This is a genomic window from Aeromonas mytilicola subsp. aquatica (assembly GCF_044336385.1).
GTDB classification, from domain to species: Bacteria; Pseudomonadota; Gammaproteobacteria; order Enterobacterales; family Aeromonadaceae; genus Aeromonas; species Aeromonas rivipollensis.
Window position 1 is genome coordinate 4060196 of the sequence record NZ_CP172298.1, and the last position, 22404, is coordinate 4082599.

Genomic DNA, 22404 nt, shown 5'->3' on the forward strand with positions numbered 1-22404 from the left:
TCTGGATGGTGGCGCCCGCTCACTCCTCCAGCGCCACAAACTGCAATTCCGGAGGGGAAGAGGTCAGCACATCGGCGCAGTAATCCCAGGTCGAGATGCGATAGTGCTGCAAGTCCTCGTCCAGGTGCAGACCATCGGACTCCTGATGGAACCAGCTGGCGAAGCGGGACGGCGTGATCAGCTGGATCTGCTCCTCGATGACGTGGCTGTCCCGCCCTTCCGCCAGATCGCAATCCTCCATCACCCTCACGGCGAAGATATGGCGGAAACTGACCCGGCACAGCGGCTGCGGCGGCAGATCTATGCTGCGGGCACGCCCCAACACAACCGTCAGATTGTCACTCCAGATATCCTGATGCAGTTCGGCCACAACCAGGCCGGGGGGAAGTTGGCGGGAGGGTGCCCAGGGCACGGCCACCTGCCGGATGGCATTCTTCTGTTCCATATCCACCTCACTACAGCGCATGCCATATCCTGAGTGTATCTGAAACAAATTTTAACGAAGATGGCAAGAAAAAACCCGGCAGGCGCCGGGTTTCATTTGATTACTTTACGCGATTACTTGACGGCATCTTTCAGCGCCTTGCCTGCCACAAAGGACGGCACATTGGCGGCTGCAATCTGGATCTCTTTACCAGTTTGCGGGTTGCGACCGGTGCGGCCCGCGCGATGGTTGACCTTGAAGGTACCAAAACCCACCAACTGAACGGCATCGCCCTCTTTCAGGCTCTGGGTAATACCATTGATGATCTCTTCCAGAGCAACTTTGGCCTGAGCTTTGCTCAGGTCTGCTTTGGCGGCAATTGCATCGACAAGTTGAGCTTTGTTCATAACATTTCCTTTATGATCGGGCATTTAGCACCGGGCCACTCTATTCAAAAAAAAACACTCAGGCAAAGGCTTTATCAGCCGGATTGGCTTGAATGCTGGGGTTTTCATCAAGATCTGCGGAAATAGTCACATATCTCGCCCCTGCGTCCTCCTGACAAGCGACACGGGACCAGAAACCGACGGAGACTTGTATGCAAACCCCCGCCTGATGTAACAATATCCCCACACTCCTATTGACGGTCAACAGGATTTTCCCTAGTTATAGGAGTGTCGTCAGTCGCTGAGAATGACCGAAGGCCTGCAGCCATCGCGCTTCATGCCATGCCCATGGAGGGACTATGTTAACTGAACTGGAACAAACCAAGCGCGCGTTGGCAGGCAAGCACAGGGCAATCGATGACTGGCTGGATGCCAGGCAGGCATTACTGGTCGAGTACATGCGACTGGCCGGGCTCATGCCCACCAAGTCCAAGCAACGCTCCCTTCCCGGTCATGTCGAACTGCAACGCTTCTGCGAGCAGCTGGTCGACTACGTCAGCGCTGGTCATTTCGAGATCTACAACCACGTGGTCACCGCCTTCGAGCAAGCCAGCGGTGACAAGCTGGAACTGGCCAAACGCATCTATCCCCATATCCGCGCCTGCACCGAGTTTGCCCTGGAGTTCAACGACAAATACAGCAATGCCGACGAGGCCCAGCTGTTGCAGCTCGATGAGGATCTGAATCAGCTGGGTCCGGTGCTGGAGGACAGATTCAAGCAGGAGGACAGGCTGGTCAAGGCGCTTCAGGTGGTCGAATCCCTCAGCCGCTAGCGAGTCTGATGCTCAATATCGGAGCCAGTTCAACATCCTGATGCGCCGGCTAGATTACACTCTGGGCATGGATGGTTAGCACTGTGCTCGCACGCAGACCGGAGATGAACATGGCCGAGCGCCGCCACTTTACCCGAATCTTCTATTTGACCGCCGCCAAGCTGACGCAAGGGGTGCACCAGTGGCGTACCCAGCTGGTGGATGTCTCCCTGCAGGGCGCCCTGCTCATCAGGCCCGAGGATTGGGTCGGCAGCGACGACAAGGAGTACGAGATCTGCTTCATGCTGGGCGGCAGTGACATCGAGATCAAGATGCAGGTCGAACTGACCCACGAGGCCAGCAAGAAGCTGGGCTTCTACTGCCACCACATCGACATCGATAGCGCCACTCACCTCAAGCGGATGATAGAACTGAACATAGGTGAAGAGCAGCTGCTGTATCGCGAGCTGGAGCAGTTGCTGCAAGAGCACAGGGAGCACAATCCCCCCTCCTGATCCGCCGTCCTCAATGAAAAAGGAGCCTCACTGGCTCCTTTTTTTGTGCTCTTTTAAGCTGTTACAAGGCCTCGAGGGCATCGGACAGCTTCTTCACCGGCACCACTTCCATCCCCTCGATGGGGTGCTTGGGCGCGTTGGCGTGAGGCACTATGGCGCGGCGGAAACCGTGCTTGGCCGCCTCCTGCAACCGCTCCTGGCCGGAGGGCACGGGCCGGATCTCCCCAGACAGCCCCACCTCGCCGAACACCACCAGATCCTTGGGCAGGGGCTGATCCCGGAAACTGGAAACCATGGCCAGCAGCAGCGCCAGATCCGCACTGGTCTCCTCGACCTTGACCCCGCCGACCACGTTGATGAAGACATCCTGATCCGCCATCTGCAAGCCACCGTGACGATGCAGCACCGCCAGCAGCATGGCGAGACGGTTGTGATCCATCCCCACCGCCACCCGGCGCGGGTTGGAAACCTGGGAGTAGTCCACCAGCGCCTGCAACTCCACCAGCAGGGGGCGCGTCCCCTCCCAGATCACCATGACGATGGAGCCGGGGGCCTGCTCGTCACCACGGCTCAGGAAGATGGCGGAGGGGTTGCTCACCTCCTTCATCCCCTGCCCCGTCATGGCGAAAACGCCAAGCTCGTTGACCGCGCCGAAGCGGTTCTTGTGGGAGCGCAGGGTTCGAAAGCGCGAGTCGTGGGCGCCATCCAGCAACACGGAGCAGTCGACACAGTGCTCCAGCACCTTGGGTCCGGCCAGGGTGCCGTCCTTGGTTACATGGCCCACCATGAAGATGGCGACATGATTCTGCTTGGCGTAGCGGGTGAGCAGGGCCGCAGATTCGCGCACCTGGGAGACGGAGCCGGGGGATGACTGCACATCCGCCACATGCATCACCTGGATGGAGTCGATGACCATGATCTGCGGCTGCTCCTGCTGGGCAATGATGCAGATCTGCTCCACGCTGGTTTCCGACAGCATCCGCAGCTTGTCGGTGGGCAAGCCCAGCCGGCTGGCTCGCATCGCCACCTGTTGCAGGGACTCCTCCCCGGTCACATACAGGGTCTTCATCCGCTGCGCCAGACCGCACATGGTCTGCAGCAGCAGGGTCGATTTGCCCGCCCCCGGGTTGCCGCCGATGAGGATGGCCGAGCCCGGCACCACACCGCCGCCGAGCACCCGATCCAGCTCCTTGAAGCCCGAGCTGAAGCGGGGGATCTCTGTGGTCGCAACTTCGGCCAGGGTCTGCACCTGGCTGCCGACGGCACCGGCATAACCTGTGTAGCGGGCACTCTTGCCGGGGGTAGTGACGCCCAGCCGGACCTCGGTGATGGTGTTCCACTCCTTGCACTCGCTGCACTGACCTTGCCAGCGGGTGAAGTCGGCGCCACATTCGGAACAAACATAGGCGGTTTTGTTTTTGGCCATGGATAACTCGGGGACAGGATGAATTCCTGCTTGATATACTGGTTTGCGACCGGCAGATCAAACCCAGAATCGGAAAAGTGACTTTCCGCGGCAGGAATACATGGATTCAGAACAACCACTACACCTGATTGAACAACTTGTCCCCCTGCTCCGGGAAAAGGACTTCGACGAGATCTTCAACCGCCTGACCCAGAACGAGAATACCAACGGCCGCTTCCTGCTGAAGATGGAACTGAAGCGCAAGTGCACCCCCTGTCGGCGCGTGATCGACATGCGCAACGAGCTGGGGGCCCTCTGCCAGGTACACGAGTTTGAAGGGGTGACCCACTTCATGCCCGCCGAGGCCGTCGAACAGTTCCAGTCCCAGTGCTATCTCTACCGGGACAGCTACACGCTGGGGGTCTACGAGGCGCTGCAAGCCTGGTACAAGCTCAATCAGGGGCGCAGCGAGAGCCTCTCCCTACCCGTCAGCCCGTTCAGCCCCTTCGATGTCAACGCCATCCCCTTCGCCAGCCACTACGGTCGGCAGGAGGAGCGGATGCACTTCAGCTCCCCCATGGTGCTCAGGCTGGCGAACGGGGAGAAGCTGCTGGCCAAGAGCTCGGATCTCTCCCTCGGCGGGATCCGGGTCTCGGTTCCCTATCTGCCCGACTACCAGACCGGCGACCACATAGAGGTCTTCTTCACCGGACTGGAGCGCGAGAACCCCCTCCCCATACTGCACCAGCCGATCAGCTACCAGATCCTGGGGCAGGAGCAGAAAGAGGGGAAATTCTGGCTGCGGCTGGTGAAAAGCGGCGAGCATCCCGCCTTCGACGAGTTCCTGCGCGACTTCATCGAGCGCAACCGCAGTCGCTATCGGGTCAGTGTCGACTACCTGCTGTCGGCCGCCATCATCAAGGGATACGAGCAGTTCTACCTGCCGCGCATGACCGGCATGCCGCTCTACTTCGGGCGGGGCGACACCCCAAACCTCGAGATCGCCCTGCGCACCGAGAACAACCAGCACATCCTCGAGTACTGGCGCGACGCCAAGAACCGCGACATGCTCGCCAGCCTCTTCACGGCGGCGCGCATGCCCTCCCTGTTGCCCGCCAAAGGGGGACTGCGCGAGACCCTGATCTACAGCTTCACCCACTCGGTGCGAAGTCACCTCTACTTCTTCTCCGCCACCCGCGAAGAGTTGCAGCAGAGCGGCCTGGCCGCCCTCTTCTTCCAGGTCGGGGCCCGTCGCCCCAGCTGGCGCGTCTACAAGTTCAGCCTGGAGGCCTGCACTCTGAGCGAAGCCGACCTCGACAGCCAGCAGGGGGAGTCGCACCAGTTGCAAGACATGCTGCTGCGCGAGCGCCTCGGCCAGATAGGCTATGTCGGCCTGCTGCAGGAGATAGGGCTGGACCACCAGCGCAGCGAGTTCCACTACGACAGCCAGCAGCCCAACGCCAACGCCTTGCAACGCTTCGGCCACGACACCCAGGCGGCCCCCTTCGAGATAGAGACGCTGCACTATGTGCAACTGCGCAAGGAGGCCCGCTACGTACACAAGACGGCGATAGTGCTCAGGCACCAGGATCGCGCCTGGATCGGCTGGACCCGTGACATCTCGGCCCATGGCATGCAGATCGAGCTGGAGGAGGCATTCGAGGGGGAGAAGGGGGAGACAGTCACTGTCGCCCTGCCCAGGTTGCAGGAGCTCGCCAAGACCATGGACTTGCAGCGCCTGCCCTACCGGCTGGTCAGCCTCAATCTGAGCCGTACCGTGCTGCACCTTTGCATCGAGGGCACGGCGGAGCGCCACATAGGCCATCAGTTCTTCAGCCTGCTGATCGAGAGCAACCAGAACAAGCTCAAGACCACCCGGGAGCACAAGCGCTACCGCGGCATGGCACGGGCGCTGCGCAACCTCTATACCCACCACCTGTTCAACTCGCCGGTCTATGTCAACAAGCTCAAGGCGGCCGCCAGACCTTCCGCCGTGGGCATGGCCCCACGGCCGCGCAGCCTCTCCCGCCTGTTGCAGACCTGCGCCGGGCAGGAGAAGCAGCTGAACCTCTACCCCCTGTTCCAGGGGGCTCTGCTCAAGACGGTGCTGCTCAACCCCTTGCGCACCATGGCGCGGGAAGACAAACCGGAGGAGGAAGAGGTCTACATCGCCAGCCTGCACTCCCAGGGCGGGGCTCCCCTGTTTCGCAGCCACCTGGCCAGCAGCTTTTCCTCGCCGGAGGCGAAGCGCCGCTTCATCGAGTTGGCCCTGCAGCAGGGCGAGTTCTATTCGGTGCTGGTCGGCATCTCCCGCACCGGTCGCCCCGACACCAGCTTCATCGCGGGCGAGCTGGACTACATCGCCAAGTTCGCCATTCACAAGGCCAAGCAGCTGGAAGAGGAGCTGTGGAGCGTGGTGGGGGTCGGCGAGCTGACCGATACCACAGAGGCCACCCTGTTCCGGCTCGGCATCAAGCCCCCGGCGAAGTAGCCCGAAGAGGCCAGCCCCTGGTGCCGTCAGGTGTCGGCATCAGGGGAAGGTGGCGGGCAGATGGCTGCCCGTTTCAGCGAGCGCTCAGGCCGCCTGGGGGTTGAGCAGCCAGGCGAGGATCTCGGGGAAGTGATCCTCCTGGGCCTGGGGCGCCGTCAGCATGTTGATGTGATCGTAATCGAGCCGGTTGCCGTTATCCCGGCCGAGGCGAGTATGGCGGGTCGCCGACCCCATCTCGGCGCTGAAGCGGCGCACGTCTGTGGGGTGCCCCAGCACCTTGTCCGCCTTGGCCGAGATCATCCAGAGCGGCGGCCAGCTCACCCTGGCGGCGGCCTCGTCATAGGCAAAGCCGTCGTGGGGATCCTGCCAGGGCCCGCACTTCACCCAGGGAATGGTCTCCTGCAGGTAACGCAAGGGCTCATCATCGGCCCCTATCTTCAACTTGCGGGCAGCCAGAAACCCCTGGCGGCGCGCCAGCCAGGGCGCCAGCCGGTTCCAGATCAGGTCCACCTTCAGCCAGCGCTCGGGGCTCTGCACCGAGACCCCCCGCTTGGTGCCGAAGAACACCAGGCTCGCTATCTGATCCGCCAGCTCGGGGAAGCGCACCAGGGTCGAGGCCATGATGACCCCGCCCCAGGAGTGGGCCATCCAGTGCACCCTGGCTGCGGGATGGCGCGCCGCCACCCAGTGCTGCAGCGCGGGCAGATCCTCGGTGATCAACTCATGCTGGCCGTGGCCGGCACGCTCGGCGATGGCTGGCGTGCTCTGGCCTCGTCCACGCAGATCGGCCACGTACACCTGATAGCCGTGTCTGGCCAGAAAACAGGCCAGCCCCTTGCCGGATTCGGTGTAGAAGATACGCCCGTTCTCGATGGCGCCGTGCACCATCAGGATGGGATCGGCATGGACGGCGACACCGGGCTGGATATGGCGCACATGGAGCCGATGTTCGCCACAGGGGACAAACAGGGATTGTTGCAACAGTTCCATCTTGTTCTCTGCTCCTCCTTGAGCGGGTTTCAACTCCAGCGCCTGTCGCGGCAGGCGAGCGCGCCGAGCAGGCAGAGCACCCCTTCCAGATCATGATGATTGAGGGTGGCGGCCGCCTGGGCCCGCACCAATGGTTTGGCGTGAATGGCGATGCCGAGCCCTGCCACCCCCATCATCTTGAGATCGTTGGCGCCATCGCCGACCGCCACCGTCTGGGCAGCGGGGATCCCGTGCTCCCGCGCCAGTTGCAGCAGCGCCTCGGCCTTGGCGGCGGCATCCACTATGGGACCGCTCACCTGGCCGGTCAGCACGCCCCCCTCCACCGCCAGCTCGTTCGCGAAGATGGCATCCAGCCCCAGCGCGTGCTGCAGTTCGCCGGCGAAACGGGTAAAGCCGCCGGAGGCGATCGCCACTGTCCAGCCAGCCTGCTTGAGGGTGTCGACCATCAGCTGCAAGCCGGGCATCCAGGGCATGGCGGCCGCCACCTCATCGAGGATGACGACAGGGGCGCCCTTCAGCAGGGCGACCCGGCTGCGCAGGCTGTCGGCAAACTCCAGCTTGCCCTGCATGGCCGCCGCCGTCACGGCCGCCACCTGCTCACCCACCCCGGCCAGACGGGCTATCTCGTCGATGCACTCGATCTGGATAGCGGTGGAATCCATGTCCATCACCAGCAGCCCGGGAGCCCCCAGGGTGGGCAAGGTGGCGAGATGGCAGGCATCTATGTCCCACTCCTGCCCCTTGAGGGCCAGCACCAGCTCGGGGGAGAAGCGGCTAGCGCCGAGCAGCAGCAGGGGCACACCGGCCTGATCCCCCACGGGGTAGAGGCTGGCCTCGACCCTATGGTCTGCCAGCAGCGTTGCCACCTGTGTCAGGTGGCGGGCACCTAGCGCCTTGCCAAACAGCACCAGCCAGGCGCCGTCATGGGCACTGGCCGCGGGCAGCAGGGCTTCGGGGGAGAGCTGCCAGCAGGGAGCACCGCACAGAGCCTGGGACCAGTCGTGCGGGGAGCGGGGAAGTTGGGACAACAACATAAGAGAGACGCCTTCCTTGGGGATCATGGGGTTCATCATGCGGGCCCAGAGTAGCGTATTGCTTTTTGTACAGGCAAGCGCCAAGATCCCGCCACCATTGTCCATTCACCCCAAGAGGCTCAGCGCTGTGCGTCATCTCCCCATCAAACGTGTTATCAGCCTGGCAGCGGGGATCCTGCTCGGTCTCTGGGTGCTGGTGCTGATGATCCACATGCAGGGAGCAAGCCAGGCCGCATTGCACAGCGCGGCGCGGGATAGGGCTCAGGCGCTGGTCGCCTACGCCGCCCGGGACATGCGGCGCTGGATCAAGGAGGACAAGGAGAGCGAGCTGGAGCGCCTGGCACAGGATCTGGCCGCCGAGCCCGACATCCTCGACGTCACCCTCTACGACGCCCGCGGCATCCCCCTCGCCCAGTCGGATCAGGCCGTTCCCCTCGAGAACCTGTTGCCCATCGGCACCGACAACAAGTCACTGCCGGAGCAGGGCAAGGGGCGCACCCAGTTCGTGCAGGAGATCCAGGAGGGAAACCTGACCCTGGGCTACCTGAGGATCACCCTGGAGGAGCAACGGCTGCTCGCCGCGCAGGATACCCATCTCAAGGTGAGTCAGGAGAAACAGCGGCTGATGCTGCTGGTGATGCTGCTGGCTGGCCTGCTCATCTCCTACGGGGTGCGCCGCAACTACATGCGGGTCCGCAAGCACAAGAAGAGAGCTGTGCAGAGCCAGGCCTCCGCCGACAACGCCCCGCCGCCCGGCATCGAATAAGGCGCCGTTCGCGAAACGCCTTGCTCTTGTTATTACCCCCAGCGGTTCGAGTAGCTGATCGAGCAGAGTATCGAGTAGCTTGGTTCCGCCGTCGTCGCTGAAGCGCTCGTTGACCAAGTGGCGATCCACGATCACTTCATGCCGCAGTTCCTTGACCCGCCTGTCCAGCCATTTGCGCTGCATCCGCAGTCCCATTGTGCTGCGCCTAGATCCTCTCCATCCCCAAGTACATTGGTTGAATCTCTAGCGCCACCGAAGGCGGTATCCCATAGCCCTTCACTTCTCAGATTTGTCCATCTGATTTTGGTCACGTTAAGGTGTTCAGGGGTAGCTTGAGACAGAAGCAAACGAATTTTTCACGCCTTTCCAGCCGGTTTTGGGTGTGATCTCGATTAGTGGTTTATGTTTTCGGTATGAAACGCCCGCATTGAATGCATTGAGATACAACATTTGTGGAAATCATCAGGCAAGAGGCGCATCAGCCACTCCAGCAGAAGGAAGCAAGATCATGAAGCAACCCCTATTTCGCCGTAGCGCGTTGGCGGCCGTGATCGCCCTCAGCACGGTATTGGCTGCATGCAAAGAGGACCCCCCCCCCGTCGCGCAAAGCGTCCAGCCCAGCGCGGCCGCCAGCACAGCCAGCGCTGCGGTCGCACCGCAAGCGCAGCCTCAGCCGATTAACACACAAGCATCGAAATATACCCCAGAGGCTCTCGAGACCCTGCTTGCGCCCGTAGCCCTTTACCCTGATGCGGTATTGGCTCAGGTGCTGGCCAGCGCCACCAATCCGCAAGAGGTGCTCGATGCCGGCAACTGGCTGGTCGCCCATCCCAATCTCAAAGGGAAAGAGCTGACCGCCGCCATTGCGCCGCTGGGCTTTACACCGCCCACCATGTCGCTGATGCACTTCCCGACCGTCATGGACATGATGTGCCTGAAGATGGAGTGGACGACTGAGCTGGGCAGCGCCTTCCTGGCCGATGAACCGGGCGTGCTGGCAGCCGTTCAGCGCCTGCGTCAACAGGCGATGGAGGTGGGCAACCTGAAAGACTCGGAACAAATGAAAGTGGCCAAGGATGAGCAGAACAATCAGCAGATCGTCACCATTGCGCCTGCCAACCCTGACGTCGTTTACGTCCCGCAATACGACCCAACCGCCGTCTATAGCGCGCCAGCTGCCGGGCCGACCTCAGCACCGGTGACCACAGCAACCACGACAACGACTGTGCCTGCGGCAACGACCACGACAGTGGTGGACGACAACGATGATGAATACGACCGCGGTGATATGGTCGTGACGGGCTTGCTCGCCTTTGGTGCGGGCATGTTGGTCAACGAGGTCTTCAACGACGATGATGATGAGGGCGATTATTATTACCCGCGGTGGGGATCTGATTATCCCGGCGGTTACGCTCCCTATCGTTATAACCCCAACTATGGCAATGGTTTTCGTCCCGCCAATGGCTACAACCGTCCGGCCAACTATCAGCGGGGCTCCAACAACAATATTTATATCAATGCCAAGGGGAACGATTACTTCAACAAGTTTGAGCGCGGCCCCAATAACTACCTGCGCCAAGCCGACAGCCCCATCACAGCGGCGCGCCCCCAGCGTGCTGAGCTGGCTACCCTGGAGCCACGCTCGCTGAATAACGAGGCAGGGGGCCGACGAGATGCCACACCTAAGGGGACTTATGCGGGGGCCAATCGCCAACCTAAAAGCGAATACGCCGGCGCACCACGCGCAGTCAATGAGGTGAACAGGGAGGCTCGCGCAACAGCACCGAAGGGGAGCTATGCGGGAGCCAACCGCCAGCCCAAAAGCGAAACTGCCAACGCAACACGCGACGCTAGACAGGTGAGCAGGGAGGCGAATGTGGCTCAACGCACGCCGCGCCAGGGCAACTACGCAGGAGACAAGGTCAAGCGGCAGCAAATCACTCCACAGACAGCTGGGGCTCGTGATCGCGGCCATATCCAGCCACGCGCTACCCACAGCAAGAGCGCAACACAGACGGCGACACGCAGAGCACCAGCAGCCTCAAAGAGTGCCTTCCAAGGGGTGCAGAATTCGGGCAGAACCGAGCGCGCCGCCAGCCATCGTGGGCGTGAAAGTGTGGCTAGTAGCGCGCATGCCGGGCGCAACACTCAACCCAGACGGAGTACGCGATAATGAAGCGTTTGTTGAAATGGAGTTGGGCCCCCTCATGGGGGTTGGCCCTGCTGGCCCTGACCGCTGCCTGCGACGCAAGCGCCATGGCGCAACGCACCTTCGCCACCCCGGATGAGGCGGTGCAGGCCCTGATCACGGCCCTGGAGCGGAACGATGTCACCGCACTGACGCTGTTGCTCGGAGAAAATAGTGAGGAGGCCATCACCTCGGGGGATGAGGTGGCCGACGCCAATGATCGCACCGCCTTCGTCGCGAGCTTCAAGAGCAAGCACCAACTGGTGGCCGAAGGTAAGGATAAAATGATCCTGGTCGTGGGAGAATCGGATTGGCCACTGCCCATCCCCCTCGTGGCCGCAGATGGCAAGTGGTATCTCGATGGCGCCGCAGGTGCCAAAGAGATCGCCTATCGCCGCATCGGTCGGAATGAGTTGGGGGCGATTGCGGTGTGCCGTGGCTTTATCGACGCACAGATAGAGTACGCCGCCATGGGGCATGATGGCCAAACCGCGGGACTCTTCGCGGCCAAACTACGCAGTGATGCAGGACAACAAAATGGACTCTATTGGCCTGTGGGCGAGGGTGAACCAGCAAGCCCGGCCGGAGAGGAGGTCGTCAGTGCCGCGGCAGAGGGCTACAAGGCCGTGGTCGGTCAACGCACTCCCTATCATGGCTACTATTACCGTATCTTGTATGCTCAGGGAGCCGCGGCCAATGGGGGGAGTAAAGAGTACTTTGTCGACGGGCTGTTAAGAGACGGTGTCGCCCTGATTGCCTGGCCGGCCGATTATGCCAACAGTGGGGTGATGACCTTCATGGTGAATCACGAGGGGCGGGTTTATCAAAAGGATCTGGGGGCAGACACGGCAACGGCCGTTGAGGCGATCCAGCTGTTCGATCCCGATGAGAGCTGGTCGCTGGTGGTTAGCCAAGAGGGTGATTAGGGCTCTTTCTCTACCATAGAATCTTGGCGAATAGCAGGGGCCCAGAGCGGCGTGATTGAGATCAGAGGTGGTGATGCGGGGCCAGCCGCCCCCTCGCTGGCCCACGCGATGTTCGGCATCAGAATGAAGATCAGCTGAGTCAGGATATGCATTGGTTTCATGGTGCTGCTCTCGCGGTGCGCAACCAGAGTGTATAGACGGCACACCAGGCCCTCCGGGCTGACTCCCCAAATGAAGCATAAAAAAACGGCGACCCGAGGATCGCCGTTTTGCATGATGTGAATGGGGATTACTTGTCGCCCAGCAGGACGGAGTCCAGCGCGATTTCGATCATGTCGTTGAAGGTCAGCTGACGCTCTTCGGAGGTGGTCTGCTCGCCGGTACGGATGTGATCGGAGACGGTGCAGATGGTCAGTGCACGGGCACCGTACTCTGCGGCCACGCCGTAGATGCCGGCGGCTTCCATCTCGACACCCAGGATGCCGTATTTTTCCATGACGTCGAACATGGAGGGGTCCGGGGTATAGAACAGGTCGGCGGAGAAGATGTTACCCACGCGCACCGGAGTGCCCTTGTTCTTGGCGGCTTGCACGGCGTTGGCAACCAGATCGAAGTCGGCGATGGCGGCGAAGTCGTGATCCTTGAAGCGCAGACGGTTGACCTTGGAGTCGGTGCAGGCACCCATGCCGATCACCACGTCACGCAGTTTGACGTCTTCACGCACGGCGCCGCAGGAGCCCACACGGATCAGGGTCTTCACGCCGTAGTCGGTTATCAGCTCTTTGGCATAGATGGAGCAGGACGGGATGCCCATGCCGTGGCCCATGACGGAGATGCGACGGCCCTTGTAGGTACCGGTGAAGCCGAGCATGCTGCGCACGTCACACACCTGCTCGACGTTCTCCAGGAAGGTCTCGGCGATGTACTTGGCACGCAGGGGGTCGCCCGGCATCAGCACTGTGTCAGCAAAGGCGCCATCTTTTGCATTGATATGAGGAGTTGCCATTCTCTTGATTCCTTCACACTAGGTTGAGTTTTATTGTTTTTAAAATTGCCCGCCGCCGAAGTGGCGGGCGGGTCAGTTACAGGAAACTGGTACCGTATTGCAGCTTGGGCAGACCGTGGTAGGCCGCAATGCTCTGGCCGATGTCGGCGAAGGTCTCGCGACGGCCGACGGAGCCAGCCTTGACCGGCTTGCCGTAGAAGAGCACAGGAATGTATTCACGGGTGTGGTCGGTGCCGCTCCAGGTCGGATCGCAGCCGTGGTCGGCGGTCAGCACCACCACATCGCCATCTTGCAGTATCTCGAACAGCTCCGGCAGACGGGAGTCGAAATACTCCAGCGCATCGGCGTAGCCCTTGACGTCACGGCGGTGGCCGTAGGAGGAGTCGAAGTCCACGAAGTTGGTGAAGACTATGGTGTTGTCACCGGCGGCCTTCACCTCTTCCAGGGTTCTGTCCCACAGCTCGGTCAGGCCTGTGCCCTTCACCTGCTTGGTGATGCCCTGCTGGGCATAGATGTCGGCAATCTTGCCGATGGAGACCACCTGGCCACCCGCATCCTTCATGTAGTCCAGCACGGTCGGCGCCGGCGGCAGCACCGAGTAGTCGTGACGGTTGCCGGTGCGCTTGAAGTTGCCCTTGCCGCTGCCCACGAACGGACGGGCGATGACCCGACCGATGTTGTAGGGCTCCAGCAGCTCGCGCACTATGTGGCACAGCTCATACAGCTTCTCGAGGCCATAGGTCTCTTCGTGGCAGGCGATCTGGAACACTGAGTCGGCAGAGGTGTAGAGGATCGGCTTGCCGGTCCGCATATGCTCCTCACCCAAGTCATCAAGCACCTGGGTGCCGGAGGCGTGGCAGTTGCCGAGGTAACCCGGCAGGCCCGCCTTCTCGACGATGGCGTCCAGCAACTCCTGGGGGAAGCTGTTGTGGTGATCGTGGAAGTAGCCCCACTCGAACAGCACAGGCACGCCTGCGATCTCCCAGTGGCCGGACGGGGTGTCCTTGCCGGAGGAGAGCTCCTGGGCGAAGCCGTAGGCACCGACTACCTCAATATCTTTCTTCAAGCCTGCCGGGAAGTAGCCGGAAGCCTGCTCCCCTGCATGGCCCAGGCCCAGCTTGTTGAGGTTGGGCAGGTTGAGGGCACCACGGCCTTCAATCTCACCGGCGGCGCAGGCCTTGGCGATATGGCCAAGGGTATTGGCGCCCACATCTCCGAACTTCTCGGCATCGGCGGCAGCGCCAATACCGAAGGAGTCCATCATCAGAATAAAGGTACGTTTCATGGGTCTTCCCCTTGTTACAAATCGGCCAGACCGATGCGACGGTAAACCTCGGGCAGTGCCTCTGGTCGGGTGTCACCGATCTTGACGGCAGCCTGCACCATGCGGGCGGCCTCGGCAAATTGAGCTTCTGTCTGAGCGTGGATCAGCGCGAGCGGCTTGTCAGCCTCGACGCTCTGCCCCAGGCGGATAAAGTCGGTCAGACCGACCGCATAATCGAGTTTGTCCCCGGCGGCGCGGCGACCACCACCCATGGCGACCACGGCCAGGCCCAGTTCGCGGGTATCCATGGCGGTCACGAAACCGCTCTGCGCCGCATACACGGGGCGCACTATGCCGGCCTTGGGCAGATAAGCATCGTAACGCTCCATGAAGTCCGCCGGACCACCGAGGCCGGTCACCATGCGACCGAAGATCTCGGCAGCCTTGCCGTTGTCCAGCACCGCCTGCAGCTTGGCACGAGCGTCTTGCTCGTCGCTCGCAAGCTTGGCGGAGATCAGCATCTCGGCACAGAGCGCCATGGTCACTTCGTGGATGCGCGGGTTGCGATATTCACCGGTCAGGTAGCGTACCGCCTCGCGCACTTCTACCGCGTTGCCGGCGCTGGAGGCCAGCACCTGGTTCATGTCGGTCAGCAGAGCAGAGGTGCGGCAACCGGCACCGTTGGCCACGGCCACTATGCTCTTGGCCAGCTCTTCCGAGGCCTCGAAGGTCGGCATAAAGGCACCTGAGCCCACCTTGACGTCCATCACCAGGGCTTCGAGCCCGGAGGCGAGCTTCTTGGAGAGGATGGAGCCGGTGATCATGGCGATGGATTCGACGGTGGCCGTGATGTCACGCACCGCGTAGATACGCTTGTCGGCCGGGGCCAGATCGCCGGTCTGGCCTATGATGGCTACGCCCGCCTCTTTCACCACCTTCAGGAAGCGATCGTTGTCGACCGAGGTCTGGTAGCCGGGAATGGCGTCCAGCTTGTCCAGGGTACCGCCGGTGTGGCCCAGGCCACGGCCGGATATCATGGGCACGAAGCCGCCGCAGGCGGCGACCATGGGGCCCAGCATCAGGGAGACCACATCACCCACGCCACCGGTGGAGTGCTTGTCGACTATGGGGCCACCCAGGTTGAGGTGATCCCAGGTCAGCACCATGCCGGAGTCGCGCATGGCGCAGGTCAGGGCGACCCGCTCATCCATGGTCATGTCCTTGAAGTAGACCGCCATGGCCAGGGCCGCTATCTGCCCTTCGCCTATGCTGTTGTTGGTAATGCCCTGGACGAAGAATTGAATCTCTTGGGTACTGAGCGCTTCACCGTTGCGCTTCTTGCGAATAATTTCTTGAGGCAAAAACATCTTTCATTCCCTCCGTGCGCCTTGCACGAACACAGACCGAACAGGATCCGAAGAGGGGGCGGCAGGCCGCCCCCTGTCACCGCTTAGTAACCGCTGGTATTGGCCGGCTTGTCGCCGTGGCCCAGGGTCGCCAGCAGGCTGGCCAGCAGGCTGGAGGCGCCGAAGCGGAAGGTGCGCGGGGAGACCCAGTCCTTGCCCAGGATCTCTTCGGCCATGGCCAGGTACTGACCGGCAACGGCTGCGTCTTTCACGCCACCAGCAGGCTTGAAGCCCACCTTCGGGTTCTTGGCCTTGATCACTTCCATCATGATACGGGCCGCTTCCGGGGTCGCATTGACCGGCACCTTGCCGGTGGAGGTCTTGATGAAGTCGGCACCGGCATCGATGGAGATCTCGGAGGCACGACGGATCAGCGCCTCTTCTTTCAGCTCACCGGTCTCGATGATCACTTTCAGCAGCGCCTTGTCACCACAGGCTTCCTTACAAGCTTTGACCAGGCTGAAGCCGACCTGTTCATTGCCGGCCATGAAGGCGCGGTACGGGAACACCACGTCCACTTCATCGGCACCGTAGGCGACTGCGGCGCGGGTCTCGGCCACGGCGATCTCGATGTCGTCGTTGCCGTGAGGGAAGTTGGTAACGGTGGCGATGCGCACGTCGGCGGCGCCGATCTCACGCAGGGTCTTGCGAGCAATAGGGATGAAACGGGGATAGATGCAGACGGCGGCGGTGAGGCCGGCCGGAGACTTGGCCTTGCGGCACAGGTCGATGACCTTCTGATCGGTGTCGTCATCGTTCAGGGTGGTCAGGTCCATCAGGTTCAGGGCGCGTTGGGCGGCCAGTTTCAGATCAGTCATGCTATGTCTCCAAAGTCTCGATAAGTCCCCTCAGCCGCGATCCGCCGCCACCGAACACACAGGATCGGCAAACGAAGATCCCAGGCGAAAGGGATATGGAATTACAGCGCAAATGCACAGGCAATACGGCTGCAAATAAGGCAAGAGCCCTGTCACTTTCTTACAAAAGTGCGGACTTGGTTCCATGAAGACTTGAGAAAGGCCGACAACCGCAGACCCGACTTCCCAATCAATTCCATTTGACCGCCAACACCCACCTCATGTGGGCATTAGTCAATGCCAGCACCCTGCTGGCATCGCCTATTTCAGCCGAGATACCCCGTGTTTGCAAGCCGGATTTGCCAATTTCAGAGGTACCTCACACCCGGCAAATCCAGCACTGGAAGGTGCTTAAGAGAAGAAGCGGGTCAGGATCCAGGAGTAGGCAATCCCCCCCAGATAGACCCCCACAATCCCCATTACCCCGGACAGTACGGGAGGTGCCGGGATCGGCAACTTGAGGAAAGAAAACAACACGCCAACGATAAAGCCGGCAGCAATCGCCAGTAGCACTTCATTCATAAAACCTCCGATTTGACTCATTTTATTATTAGTCTAGAAAGGAAAACGGTTGTCACCGCCCCAAACGAGAACGCCACAGCTTTTCGCTGTGGCGCTCGTTTCAACTTGTCTGTCAGACAAGCATTACATGGCTGTCAGTGCCAGGAAGAAGCCTGCGATGGTGGCAGACATCAGGTTGGACAGAGAGCCGGCCAGCACGGCCTTCAGGCCGAAGCGCGCTATGGTGCCGCGACGGTTCGGTGCCATGGAACCCAGACCACCCAGCAGGATGGCAACGGAGGACAGGTTGGCGAAGCCGCACAGGGCGAAGGAGATGATGGCCTTGGTGTGGTCGGACATGGCCACGCCGTTGATCAGCACTTCATCCTTCAGGTAGGGGGCGAAGTTCAGGTAAGCCACGAACTCGTTCACCACCAGCTTCTGACCGATGAAGGAACCGGCCACCACGGCTTCGCTCCAGGGCACACCGATCAGGAAGGCCAGCGGGGAGAACAGCCAGCCCAGCAGCAGCTCCAGGGAGAGCTCAGGCATGCCGAACCAGCCACCCACGCCGGAGAAGATGCCGTTGATCATGGCGATGAGGCCGATGAAGGCCAGCAGCATGGCACCCACGTTCAGGGCCAGTTGCAGACCGGCGGAGGCACCGGCAGCGGCGGCGTCGATCACGTTGGCAGGCTTGTCGTCCAGCTCGCCATCGGCGGAGTTCTCGTCGTAGCTCGGGGTCTCGGTTTCCGGTACCAGCAGCTTGGCGAACAGCAGACCACCCGGGGCAGCCATGAAGGAGGCGGCGATCAGGTATTCCATCTTGACGCCCATGGAGGCGTAACCGGCCAGCACGGAGCCGGCAACGGAGGCCAGGCCACCACACATGACGGCGAACAGCTCGGAGTCGGTCATCTTGGAGATGAAGGGACGCACCACCAGCGGGGCTTCAGTCTGGCCGACGAAGATGTTGGCAGTGGCAGACAGGGATTCGGTACGGGAGGTACCCAGCACCTTCTGCAGACCACCACCCAGCAGCTTGATTACCCACTGCATGATACCGAGGTAATAAAGAACCGCGATCAGGGAAGAGAAGAAGATGATGACGGGCAGTACACGGAAGGCGAAGATGAAACCACCGCCACCGAACACTTCGAACATCTTGTTGCTGACCAGACCACCGAACAGGAATTCGATACCGTTCTGACCATAACCGATGACGCTGGAGACGGCATCGGACACGCTCACCAGAATATCCCGACCAACCGGGACATACAGCACGAAGGCACCCAGACCGGCCTGAATTGCGAAGGCACCACCCACGGTGCGGATTTTGATTGCCTTGCGATTGCTGGAGAACAGCACCGCGATAAGGATGAGCGTCGCCATCCCTACCAGACCCATTATCAGATTCATTATTAACACTTCCTCTTTAGTAGCACCTGCCAGCTTGTTAACGTTTTGTGTATGAAAGCCGCTAATCAAGGGTGCGCATTATACTAATTACGGTGCGACAAAATAGAATACTGGTCACATTTTATAAGCCTGAAATGGGCTGAACGTCGTTTAATTAGACCGCAAACGATTTTTATGGGTCCTGTTTTTTATCACACCGGCATCTGGCGTTAATCATCTGTTAAATTCGTGGTCGACCGCGGGAAAAGCCGCAGAGTGGATTCATGTAACACCGAAATAACATCCGCCAGCGGCTGCTGCCGTAATTGCGCCAACAGCCGGGCTATGGTCGGCAGACTGGCCGGGGTGTTGATCTCCCCCTGGCATCCCTGCAGCGGCATGTCGGGGGCGTCGGTTTCCAGCAGCAAGGCCTCCAGCGGCATGGCACGGATCGCCTCCCGGGTCTTGTTGGCCCGCTCATAGCTGATGACCCCTCCTATTCCCAGCCTGAAACCCAGCTGCCAGAACGCCTCGGCCTGATGCAGGGAGCCGCTGAAGGCGTGGATAACGCCCCCCCTCGCCGGTTTGAAGCGCCGCAGGATCTTGGCGACAGTGTCGTTGGCCCGCACCGAGTGGACTATGAGGGGCAGATCATGGGCCATGGCCAACCTCACTTGCGCCTCGAACAGCTCAAGCTGCCCCTCCTGGGGCACCTGGGTGCGCAAGTCCAGCCCGCATTCGCCGATGGCCACCAGCCCCCGGGGCTTGCCCGCCAGCAGGGCCTCCAGCCTTGTCAGCGCCCCCTCCGTCTGGGCCCCCACATACCAGGGATGCACCCCCAGACCATAACGAATGTCATGATGACGCTCGGCCAGCGCCATCACCCGTCCCCAGTTTTCCTCTCCCACGGCGGGGATGATATACTCGCCCACCCCCAGCTGGCGCCACTGGGCCAGCAATGCCTCCCGATCGGTATCGAAGACCGGAAAATCGAGGTGGCAGTGGGTATCTATCAGTTCCATGTCGCGCTTACCTGTTCGTCGTACTCAATGGGTTGATTCCATGCCAAAACACCTTTCCCACGGCTTTACCCTGCTAGAACTGGTGCTGGTCATCGTGGTGCTGGCCATACTGGCTGTCACCGCCCTGCCCCGCTTCATCAACATTCAGGATGATGCACTCAAGAGCAGCGTCTCGGCGACCGCGGGCAGTTTTGCCAGCGCCGTGCAACTCGCCCATGCGGGCTGGGCGGTCAAGGTGAAGGGGGAGCCGCTGGCACTCTATAACTTTAGCGGCATGGGCAAGCAGGATCTCGACATCAACAGCCACGGCTGGCCGGTGGGCACCAAGGAGGATCAGGGTGGTCAACTCCCTGATGCAGTCTTCCCCGGTGGCGACAGCGATCAGATCTCCGTCAGCAGCCGGGATGACTGCGAGAGCCTGTTCGGCGCCCTGCTCGATACCGATCTGACGGCGGCCGATGAGCTCGATACCGATTCAAAGAGTGACTACATTTCCCGGCTCATCCCGGTAGACGGGCAGGCTGATGGCAAGCTTCGCCACGACAACTGCCGCTATACCCTGCGCGACTCCATCGGCCGCTTCCCCGCTTATCCGGACGGGTTGGGATTTGAGTACAACAGCGTTAACGGGGCCGTGACGCGCAATTTTCAGTGAGGCCAGCCTCGCCCCTGTCTGAGGCTTTCTCGTCCTCATCATGTCGCACCGGCGCGCAGCAGCGCCGGTTCTCGGGCACCAGTCCCCACTCCTGGCACCAGGCATCGTAGCGAGCCAGCCAACGCAGCAATATCCCCTTCACGGGCCCTCCTCGTCTCTATTATTCTCCCGATACAGCCTGCCTCAATCGCGCGCGCCGGACCAGCCTCACGGGCCCAGCGGCGTCATGGGGCCATGAACGGCAACAGCAGCCCCATGCTGATCTCGTCGACATAGCCCTCGTCCAGCCGATACGCCTGCCGCCGCAGCCCCTCATCCCGGAAACCGCACTTGCGATAAAGTGAATGAGCCACCTCGTTATGGGCCATCACCCCCAGCTCCAGTCTGCTGATGCCGCAATCCGGCGCGCTCGCGATCAGGGTTCGCAGCAGCCGCTCGCCCCAGCCCTGGCCGCGCGCACTCGACCGCAATCCCATCACCACCAGGGCGCAGTGGCGGTTGCGCGCCAGGCCGCCTCCGATGAGCACGGCAAACCCCTGCACCTCTCCGGCCAGCACCAGCAGCCACATTCGCTGGTTGGCCGTTCCCTGCATGGCGGCCAGACGCTGGCGCTGCCCCTCGATATTTGAGGGGCGCTCCCCCGCCTCGTGGAGCATGAAGCGGGTCTCCCGATCCAGTTGTCCAAAGAAGTGATCCAGCGCCGCCGCATCCTCCACGTCCGCCAAACGAATCATCACCCTGCTCTCCCTGCCTGGTTGTCATGCCGGTCCACGGCCATAAAAAAACGACTCCAACGGGAGTCGTTTTATCAGAGCCATCTGGCTAATGCCATGCCCTCATGGCGCAGCAGCCTGCTCAGTCTTTCGCTGGCAGGCTCAGGCGGGCGACTGCTTCCACGTGCATGGAGTGCGGGAACATGTCCACCGGCTGTACCTCGTCCAGCACGAAGCCCTGCTTGACCAGCCAGGCGAGATCCCGGGCCAGGGTCTGGGGGTTGCAGGAGACATAGACCAGACGACGCGGCGCCATGGCGACCAGGGTCTGCAGCACCGCCTTGTCACAACCCTTGCGGGGCGGATCCATCACCACCACATCGGCGGTCACGCCCTGGGCGTGCAGCTCGGGCATCAGTTGCTCGGCCTTGCCCACGTGGAATTCGGTGTGCTCTATGCCGTTCAGGGCGGCGTTGCGGCGGGCATCGCTGATGGCGCTCTCCACCGACTCTATGCCCACCACCTTGGCGGCCTTGCCAGCCAGGAACAGGGAGATGGTGCCGATGCCGCAATAGATGTCGAACACAGTCTCGTTGCCGGTCAGCTCGCTGTATTCCAGCGCCTTGGAGTAGAGCACATCGGTCTGGCTCGGGTTGTTCTGGAAGAAGGAGAGGGGCGAGATCTCGAACGCGAGCTCGTGGATCTTGTCGCGGATCACCCCTTCCCCCAGCAGCACGCGGTTGCTCGTTCCCAGGATGCGGTTGGTGCGCTCGTCATTGATGTTCTGCACCAGGGTGGTGATGGGCAGATCGCTTAAGATAGCCAGCAGTTCGGCCTCGAAGGGCAGCGCTTCACCCAGGGTCACCAGCACCACCATCAGCTCGCCGCTCTTGAAGCCCTTGCGGGTCATCAGGTTGCGCACGCAGCCGGTGTGGGCCACCTCGTCATAGGCGGCGATGTCGTGCGCGCGCATCCAGCTGCGCACCCGGGCATTGAGCTCCACATGCAGGGAGTCCTGCACCGCGCAGTCGTCGGCGGTGATGAGATCATGGGAGTGCTTGCGGTAGAAGCCTATTTCGGCGCCGGCCTCGCTGCCACGCACGGCGTACTGAGCCTTGTTGCGGTAGGCGAACGGGCTGTCCATGCCGAGGATGCGGTTGACCTGGGTCTCACCCAGGCCGACCTGCTCCAGCGCGCTCTGCACCAGGGACTGTTTCAGCTTGAGCTGGGCCGGATAGGCCAGCGGGCGCACCTGGCAGCCGCCGCACTCGGTGTTCGGGCAAAAATCGGCGACCCGATCGGCGGACGGCAGGGTCAGCTCGACCAGCTTGCCGTGCAGATAGTTCGGCTTGACCTCGGTCAACTCGACCAGCGCCTGCTCACCGGGCAGCAGACCCTCGACAAACAGGGGGCGATCGAACAGGCGACCCTTGCCATCCCCCTTGTCGGTCAGTTCCTGAATATCGATCTGATGTTGGTGTCCCACTAACGGCATGAGCGGCTCCGAAGGCATAGAAGAAAGGGTGGAAGCAGGGCTGACCCGGCAACCCCAAATAAAGGGTGGCAGAGTTTAGCGGAGATCCGGCCAAATTGCAGGCATAAAACATCCCTTGAAGGAAATAACAACGGCGGGATCTGGGGACTC

At 61.4% G+C, this 22404-nt stretch carries 21 protein-coding genes; 7 read left to right on the top strand and 14 right to left on the bottom strand.

Annotated features, from left to right (window positions below):
- Positions 1 to 19 precede the first annotated feature (19 nt).
- Both ACFWHB_RS18600 and hupA read right to left on the bottom strand, forming a co-directional pair.
- Positions 20 to 445, bottom strand: a complete 426-nt coding sequence (locus ACFWHB_RS18600; RefSeq protein ID WP_106887789.1) for a hypothetical protein — start codon at positions 443 to 445, stop codon at positions 20 to 22.
- A gap of 113 nt (positions 446 to 558) precedes the next feature.
- The gene (gene hupA / locus ACFWHB_RS18605) at positions 559 to 831 is read right to left on the bottom strand and encodes a nucleoid-associated protein HU-alpha (RefSeq protein ID WP_005305063.1); all 273 of its coding nucleotides are present in this window, start codon (positions 829 to 831) and stop codon (positions 559 to 561) included.
- A gap of 338 nt (positions 832 to 1169) precedes the next feature.
- Here hupA and rsd point away from each other — a divergent pair, with 338 nt between their 5' ends.
- Positions 1170 to 1643, top strand: coding sequence for a sigma D regulator (gene rsd / locus ACFWHB_RS18610; protein ID WP_106885024.1), 474 nt, complete (start codon positions 1170 to 1172; stop codon positions 1641 to 1643).
- Between the two features lie 110 nt (positions 1644 to 1753).
- Positions 1754 to 2137, top strand: a complete 384-nt coding sequence (locus ACFWHB_RS18615) for a PilZ domain-containing protein (protein WP_106887790.1) — start codon at positions 1754 to 1756, stop codon at positions 2135 to 2137.
- 61 nt (positions 2138 to 2198) lie between these two features.
- Here the strand turns inward: ACFWHB_RS18615 and radA are convergent, their stop codons facing one another.
- Positions 2199 to 3563 carry a DNA repair protein RadA gene (radA, locus tag ACFWHB_RS18620; RefSeq protein WP_111912119.1) on the bottom strand — a complete coding sequence of 455 codons (1365 nt, stop codon included), beginning with the start codon at positions 3561 to 3563 and terminating at the stop codon, positions 2199 to 2201.
- A gap of 100 nt (positions 3564 to 3663) precedes the next feature.
- Between radA and ACFWHB_RS18625 the strand changes: the two genes are divergently transcribed.
- The gene (locus ACFWHB_RS18625; RefSeq protein WP_395949021.1) at positions 3664 to 6033 is read left to right on the top strand and encodes a PilZ domain-containing protein; all 2370 of its coding nucleotides are present in this window, start codon (positions 3664 to 3666) and stop codon (positions 6031 to 6033) included.
- A gap of 84 nt (positions 6034 to 6117) precedes the next feature.
- On the opposite strand, the gene ACFWHB_RS18630 is transcribed toward ACFWHB_RS18625, so the two are convergent.
- Positions 6118 to 7023: an alpha/beta hydrolase family protein gene (locus ACFWHB_RS18630; RefSeq protein ID WP_106885027.1), complete on the bottom strand. Its 906-nt coding sequence runs from the start codon at positions 7021 to 7023 to the stop codon at positions 6118 to 6120.
- Positions 7024 to 7052: 29 nt separating this feature from the next.
- Complete coding sequence (gene serB / locus ACFWHB_RS18635; protein WP_395949022.1) at positions 7053 to 8057, bottom strand: phosphoserine phosphatase SerB; 1005 nt, start codon at positions 8055 to 8057, stop codon at positions 7053 to 7055.
- A gap of 127 nt (positions 8058 to 8184) precedes the next feature.
- On the opposite strand from serB, the gene ACFWHB_RS18640 reads away from it, so the two are divergent.
- From ACFWHB_RS18640 to ACFWHB_RS18650, 3 genes are all read left to right on the top strand, one after another.
- Positions 8185 to 8823 (top strand): AhpA/YtjB family protein, encoded by a 639-nt coding sequence (locus ACFWHB_RS18640; protein WP_106887793.1) that lies wholly within the window; start codon positions 8185 to 8187, stop codon positions 8821 to 8823.
- Positions 8824 to 9331: 508 nt separating this feature from the next.
- Entirely contained in the window at positions 9332 to 10996 is a 1665-nt protein-coding gene (locus tag ACFWHB_RS18645; RefSeq protein WP_395949023.1) for a DUF3300 domain-containing protein, read from the top strand.
- Positions 10996 to 11937, top strand: a complete 942-nt coding sequence (locus ACFWHB_RS18650) for a DUF2950 domain-containing protein (RefSeq protein WP_395949024.1) — start codon at positions 10996 to 10998, stop codon at positions 11935 to 11937. Before ACFWHB_RS18645 ends, ACFWHB_RS18650 begins: the two co-directional genes overlap by 1 nt.
- A gap of 289 nt (positions 11938 to 12226) precedes the next feature.
- On the opposite strand, the gene deoD is transcribed toward ACFWHB_RS18650, so the two are convergent.
- The 7 genes from deoD to ACFWHB_RS18685 all read right to left on the bottom strand — a co-directional run bounded on the left by deoD (position 12227) and on the right by ACFWHB_RS18685 (position 19391).
- A complete protein-coding gene (deoD, locus tag ACFWHB_RS18655) occupies positions 12227 to 12943 on the bottom strand; it encodes a purine-nucleoside phosphorylase (RefSeq protein WP_106885030.1) in 717 nt (238 codons plus the stop codon).
- A 76-nt stretch (positions 12944 to 13019) separates the two neighbouring features.
- On the bottom strand, positions 13020 to 14228 hold the full coding sequence (locus tag ACFWHB_RS18660) for a phosphopentomutase (protein ID WP_025325642.1): 1209 nt from the start codon (positions 14226 to 14228) through the stop codon (positions 13020 to 13022).
- A 14-nt stretch (positions 14229 to 14242) separates the two neighbouring features.
- The gene (deoA, locus tag ACFWHB_RS18665; protein ID WP_025325641.1) at positions 14243 to 15574 is read right to left on the bottom strand and encodes a thymidine phosphorylase; all 1332 of its coding nucleotides are present in this window, start codon (positions 15572 to 15574) and stop codon (positions 14243 to 14245) included.
- An 83-nt stretch (positions 15575 to 15657) separates the two neighbouring features.
- Positions 15658 to 16431 carry a deoxyribose-phosphate aldolase gene (gene deoC, locus ACFWHB_RS18670; RefSeq protein WP_106885033.1) on the bottom strand — a complete coding sequence of 258 codons (774 nt, stop codon included), beginning with the start codon at positions 16429 to 16431 and terminating at the stop codon, positions 15658 to 15660.
- Positions 16432 to 16821: 390 nt separating this feature from the next.
- On the bottom strand, positions 16822 to 16992 hold the full coding sequence (locus tag ACFWHB_RS18675) for a XapX domain-containing protein (RefSeq protein WP_005332215.1): 171 nt from the start codon (positions 16990 to 16992) through the stop codon (positions 16822 to 16824).
- Between the two features lie 123 nt (positions 16993 to 17115).
- Positions 17116 to 18390: a NupC/NupG family nucleoside CNT transporter gene (locus ACFWHB_RS18680; RefSeq protein ID WP_106885034.1), complete on the bottom strand. Its 1275-nt coding sequence runs from the start codon at positions 18388 to 18390 to the stop codon at positions 17116 to 17118.
- 209 nt (positions 18391 to 18599) lie between these two features.
- Entirely contained in the window at positions 18600 to 19391 is a 792-nt protein-coding gene (locus ACFWHB_RS18685; protein ID WP_395949025.1) for a TatD family hydrolase, read from the bottom strand.
- A gap of 40 nt (positions 19392 to 19431) precedes the next feature.
- Here ACFWHB_RS18685 and tppF point away from each other — a divergent pair, with 40 nt between their 5' ends.
- Positions 19432 to 20046: a type IVa pilus pseudopilin TppF gene (gene tppF / locus ACFWHB_RS18690; RefSeq protein ID WP_395949026.1), complete on the top strand. Its 615-nt coding sequence runs from the start codon at positions 19432 to 19434 to the stop codon at positions 20044 to 20046.
- A 224-nt stretch (positions 20047 to 20270) separates the two neighbouring features.
- Here tppF and ACFWHB_RS18695 read toward each other — a convergent pair whose 3' ends face one another.
- The gene (locus tag ACFWHB_RS18695; RefSeq protein ID WP_395950223.1) at positions 20271 to 20780 is read right to left on the bottom strand and encodes a GNAT family N-acetyltransferase; all 510 of its coding nucleotides are present in this window, start codon (positions 20778 to 20780) and stop codon (positions 20271 to 20273) included.
- A 121-nt stretch (positions 20781 to 20901) separates the two neighbouring features.
- Positions 20902 to 22254 carry a 23S rRNA (uracil(1939)-C(5))-methyltransferase RlmD gene (gene rlmD / locus ACFWHB_RS18700; RefSeq protein ID WP_395949027.1) on the bottom strand — a complete coding sequence of 451 codons (1353 nt, stop codon included), beginning with the start codon at positions 22252 to 22254 and terminating at the stop codon, positions 20902 to 20904.
- Between the last annotated feature and the right edge of the window lie 150 nt (positions 22255 to 22404).

Bases quoted from the DNA above. Each gene is read 5' to 3' on its own strand.
- ACFWHB_RS18600 (WP_106887789.1), bottom strand. From the start codon at position 445: ATGGAACAGAAGAATGCCATCCGGCAGGTGGCCGTGCCCTGGGCACCC.
- hupA (WP_005305063.1), bottom strand. From the start codon at position 831: ATGAACAAAGCTCAACTTGTCGATGCAATTGCCGCCAAAGCAGACCTG.
- rsd (WP_106885024.1), top strand. From the start codon at position 1,170: ATGTTAACTGAACTGGAACAAACCAAGCGCGCGTTGGCAGGCAAGCAC.
- ACFWHB_RS18615 (WP_106887790.1), top strand. From the start codon at position 1,754: ATGGCCGAGCGCCGCCACTTTACCCGAATCTTCTATTTGACCGCCGCC.
- radA (WP_111912119.1), bottom strand. From the start codon at position 3,563: ATGGCCAAAAACAAAACCGCCTATGTTTGTTCCGAATGTGGCGCCGAC.
- ACFWHB_RS18625 (WP_395949021.1), top strand. From the start codon at position 3,664: ATGGATTCAGAACAACCACTACACCTGATTGAACAACTTGTCCCCCTG.
- ACFWHB_RS18630 (WP_106885027.1), bottom strand. From the start codon at position 7,023: ATGGAACTGTTGCAACAATCCCTGTTTGTCCCCTGTGGCGAACATCGG.
- serB (WP_395949022.1), bottom strand. From the start codon at position 8,057: ATGTTGTTGTCCCAACTTCCCCGCTCCCCGCACGACTGGTCCCAGGCT.
- ACFWHB_RS18645 (WP_395949023.1), top strand. From the start codon at position 9,332: ATGAAGCAACCCCTATTTCGCCGTAGCGCGTTGGCGGCCGTGATCGCC.
- ACFWHB_RS18650 (WP_395949024.1), top strand. From the start codon at position 10,996: ATGAAGCGTTTGTTGAAATGGAGTTGGGCCCCCTCATGGGGGTTGGCC.
- deoD (WP_106885030.1), bottom strand. From the start codon at position 12,943: ATGGCAACTCCTCATATCAATGCAAAAGATGGCGCCTTTGCTGACACA.
- ACFWHB_RS18660 (WP_025325642.1), bottom strand. From the start codon at position 14,228: ATGAAACGTACCTTTATTCTGATGATGGACTCCTTCGGTATTGGCGCT.
- deoA (WP_025325641.1), bottom strand. From the start codon at position 15,574: ATGTTTTTGCCTCAAGAAATTATTCGCAAGAAGCGCAACGGTGAAGCG.
- deoC (WP_106885033.1), bottom strand. From the start codon at position 16,431: ATGACTGATCTGAAACTGGCCGCCCAACGCGCCCTGAACCTGATGGAC.
- ACFWHB_RS18675 (WP_005332215.1), bottom strand. From the start codon at position 16,992: ATGAATGAAGTGCTACTGGCGATTGCTGCCGGCTTTATCGTTGGCGTG.
- ACFWHB_RS18680 (WP_106885034.1), bottom strand. From the start codon at position 18,390: ATGAATCTGATAATGGGTCTGGTAGGGATGGCGACGCTCATCCTTATC.
- ACFWHB_RS18685 (WP_395949025.1), bottom strand. From the start codon at position 19,391: ATGGAACTGATAGATACCCACTGCCACCTCGATTTTCCGGTCTTCGAT.
- tppF (WP_395949026.1), top strand. From the start codon at position 19,432: ATGCCAAAACACCTTTCCCACGGCTTTACCCTGCTAGAACTGGTGCTG.
- ACFWHB_RS18695 (WP_395950223.1), bottom strand. From the start codon at position 20,780: ATGATTCGTTTGGCGGACGTGGAGGATGCGGCGGCGCTGGATCACTTC.
- rlmD (WP_395949027.1), bottom strand. From the start codon at position 22,254: ATGCCGTTAGTGGGACACCAACATCAGATCGATATTCAGGAACTGACC.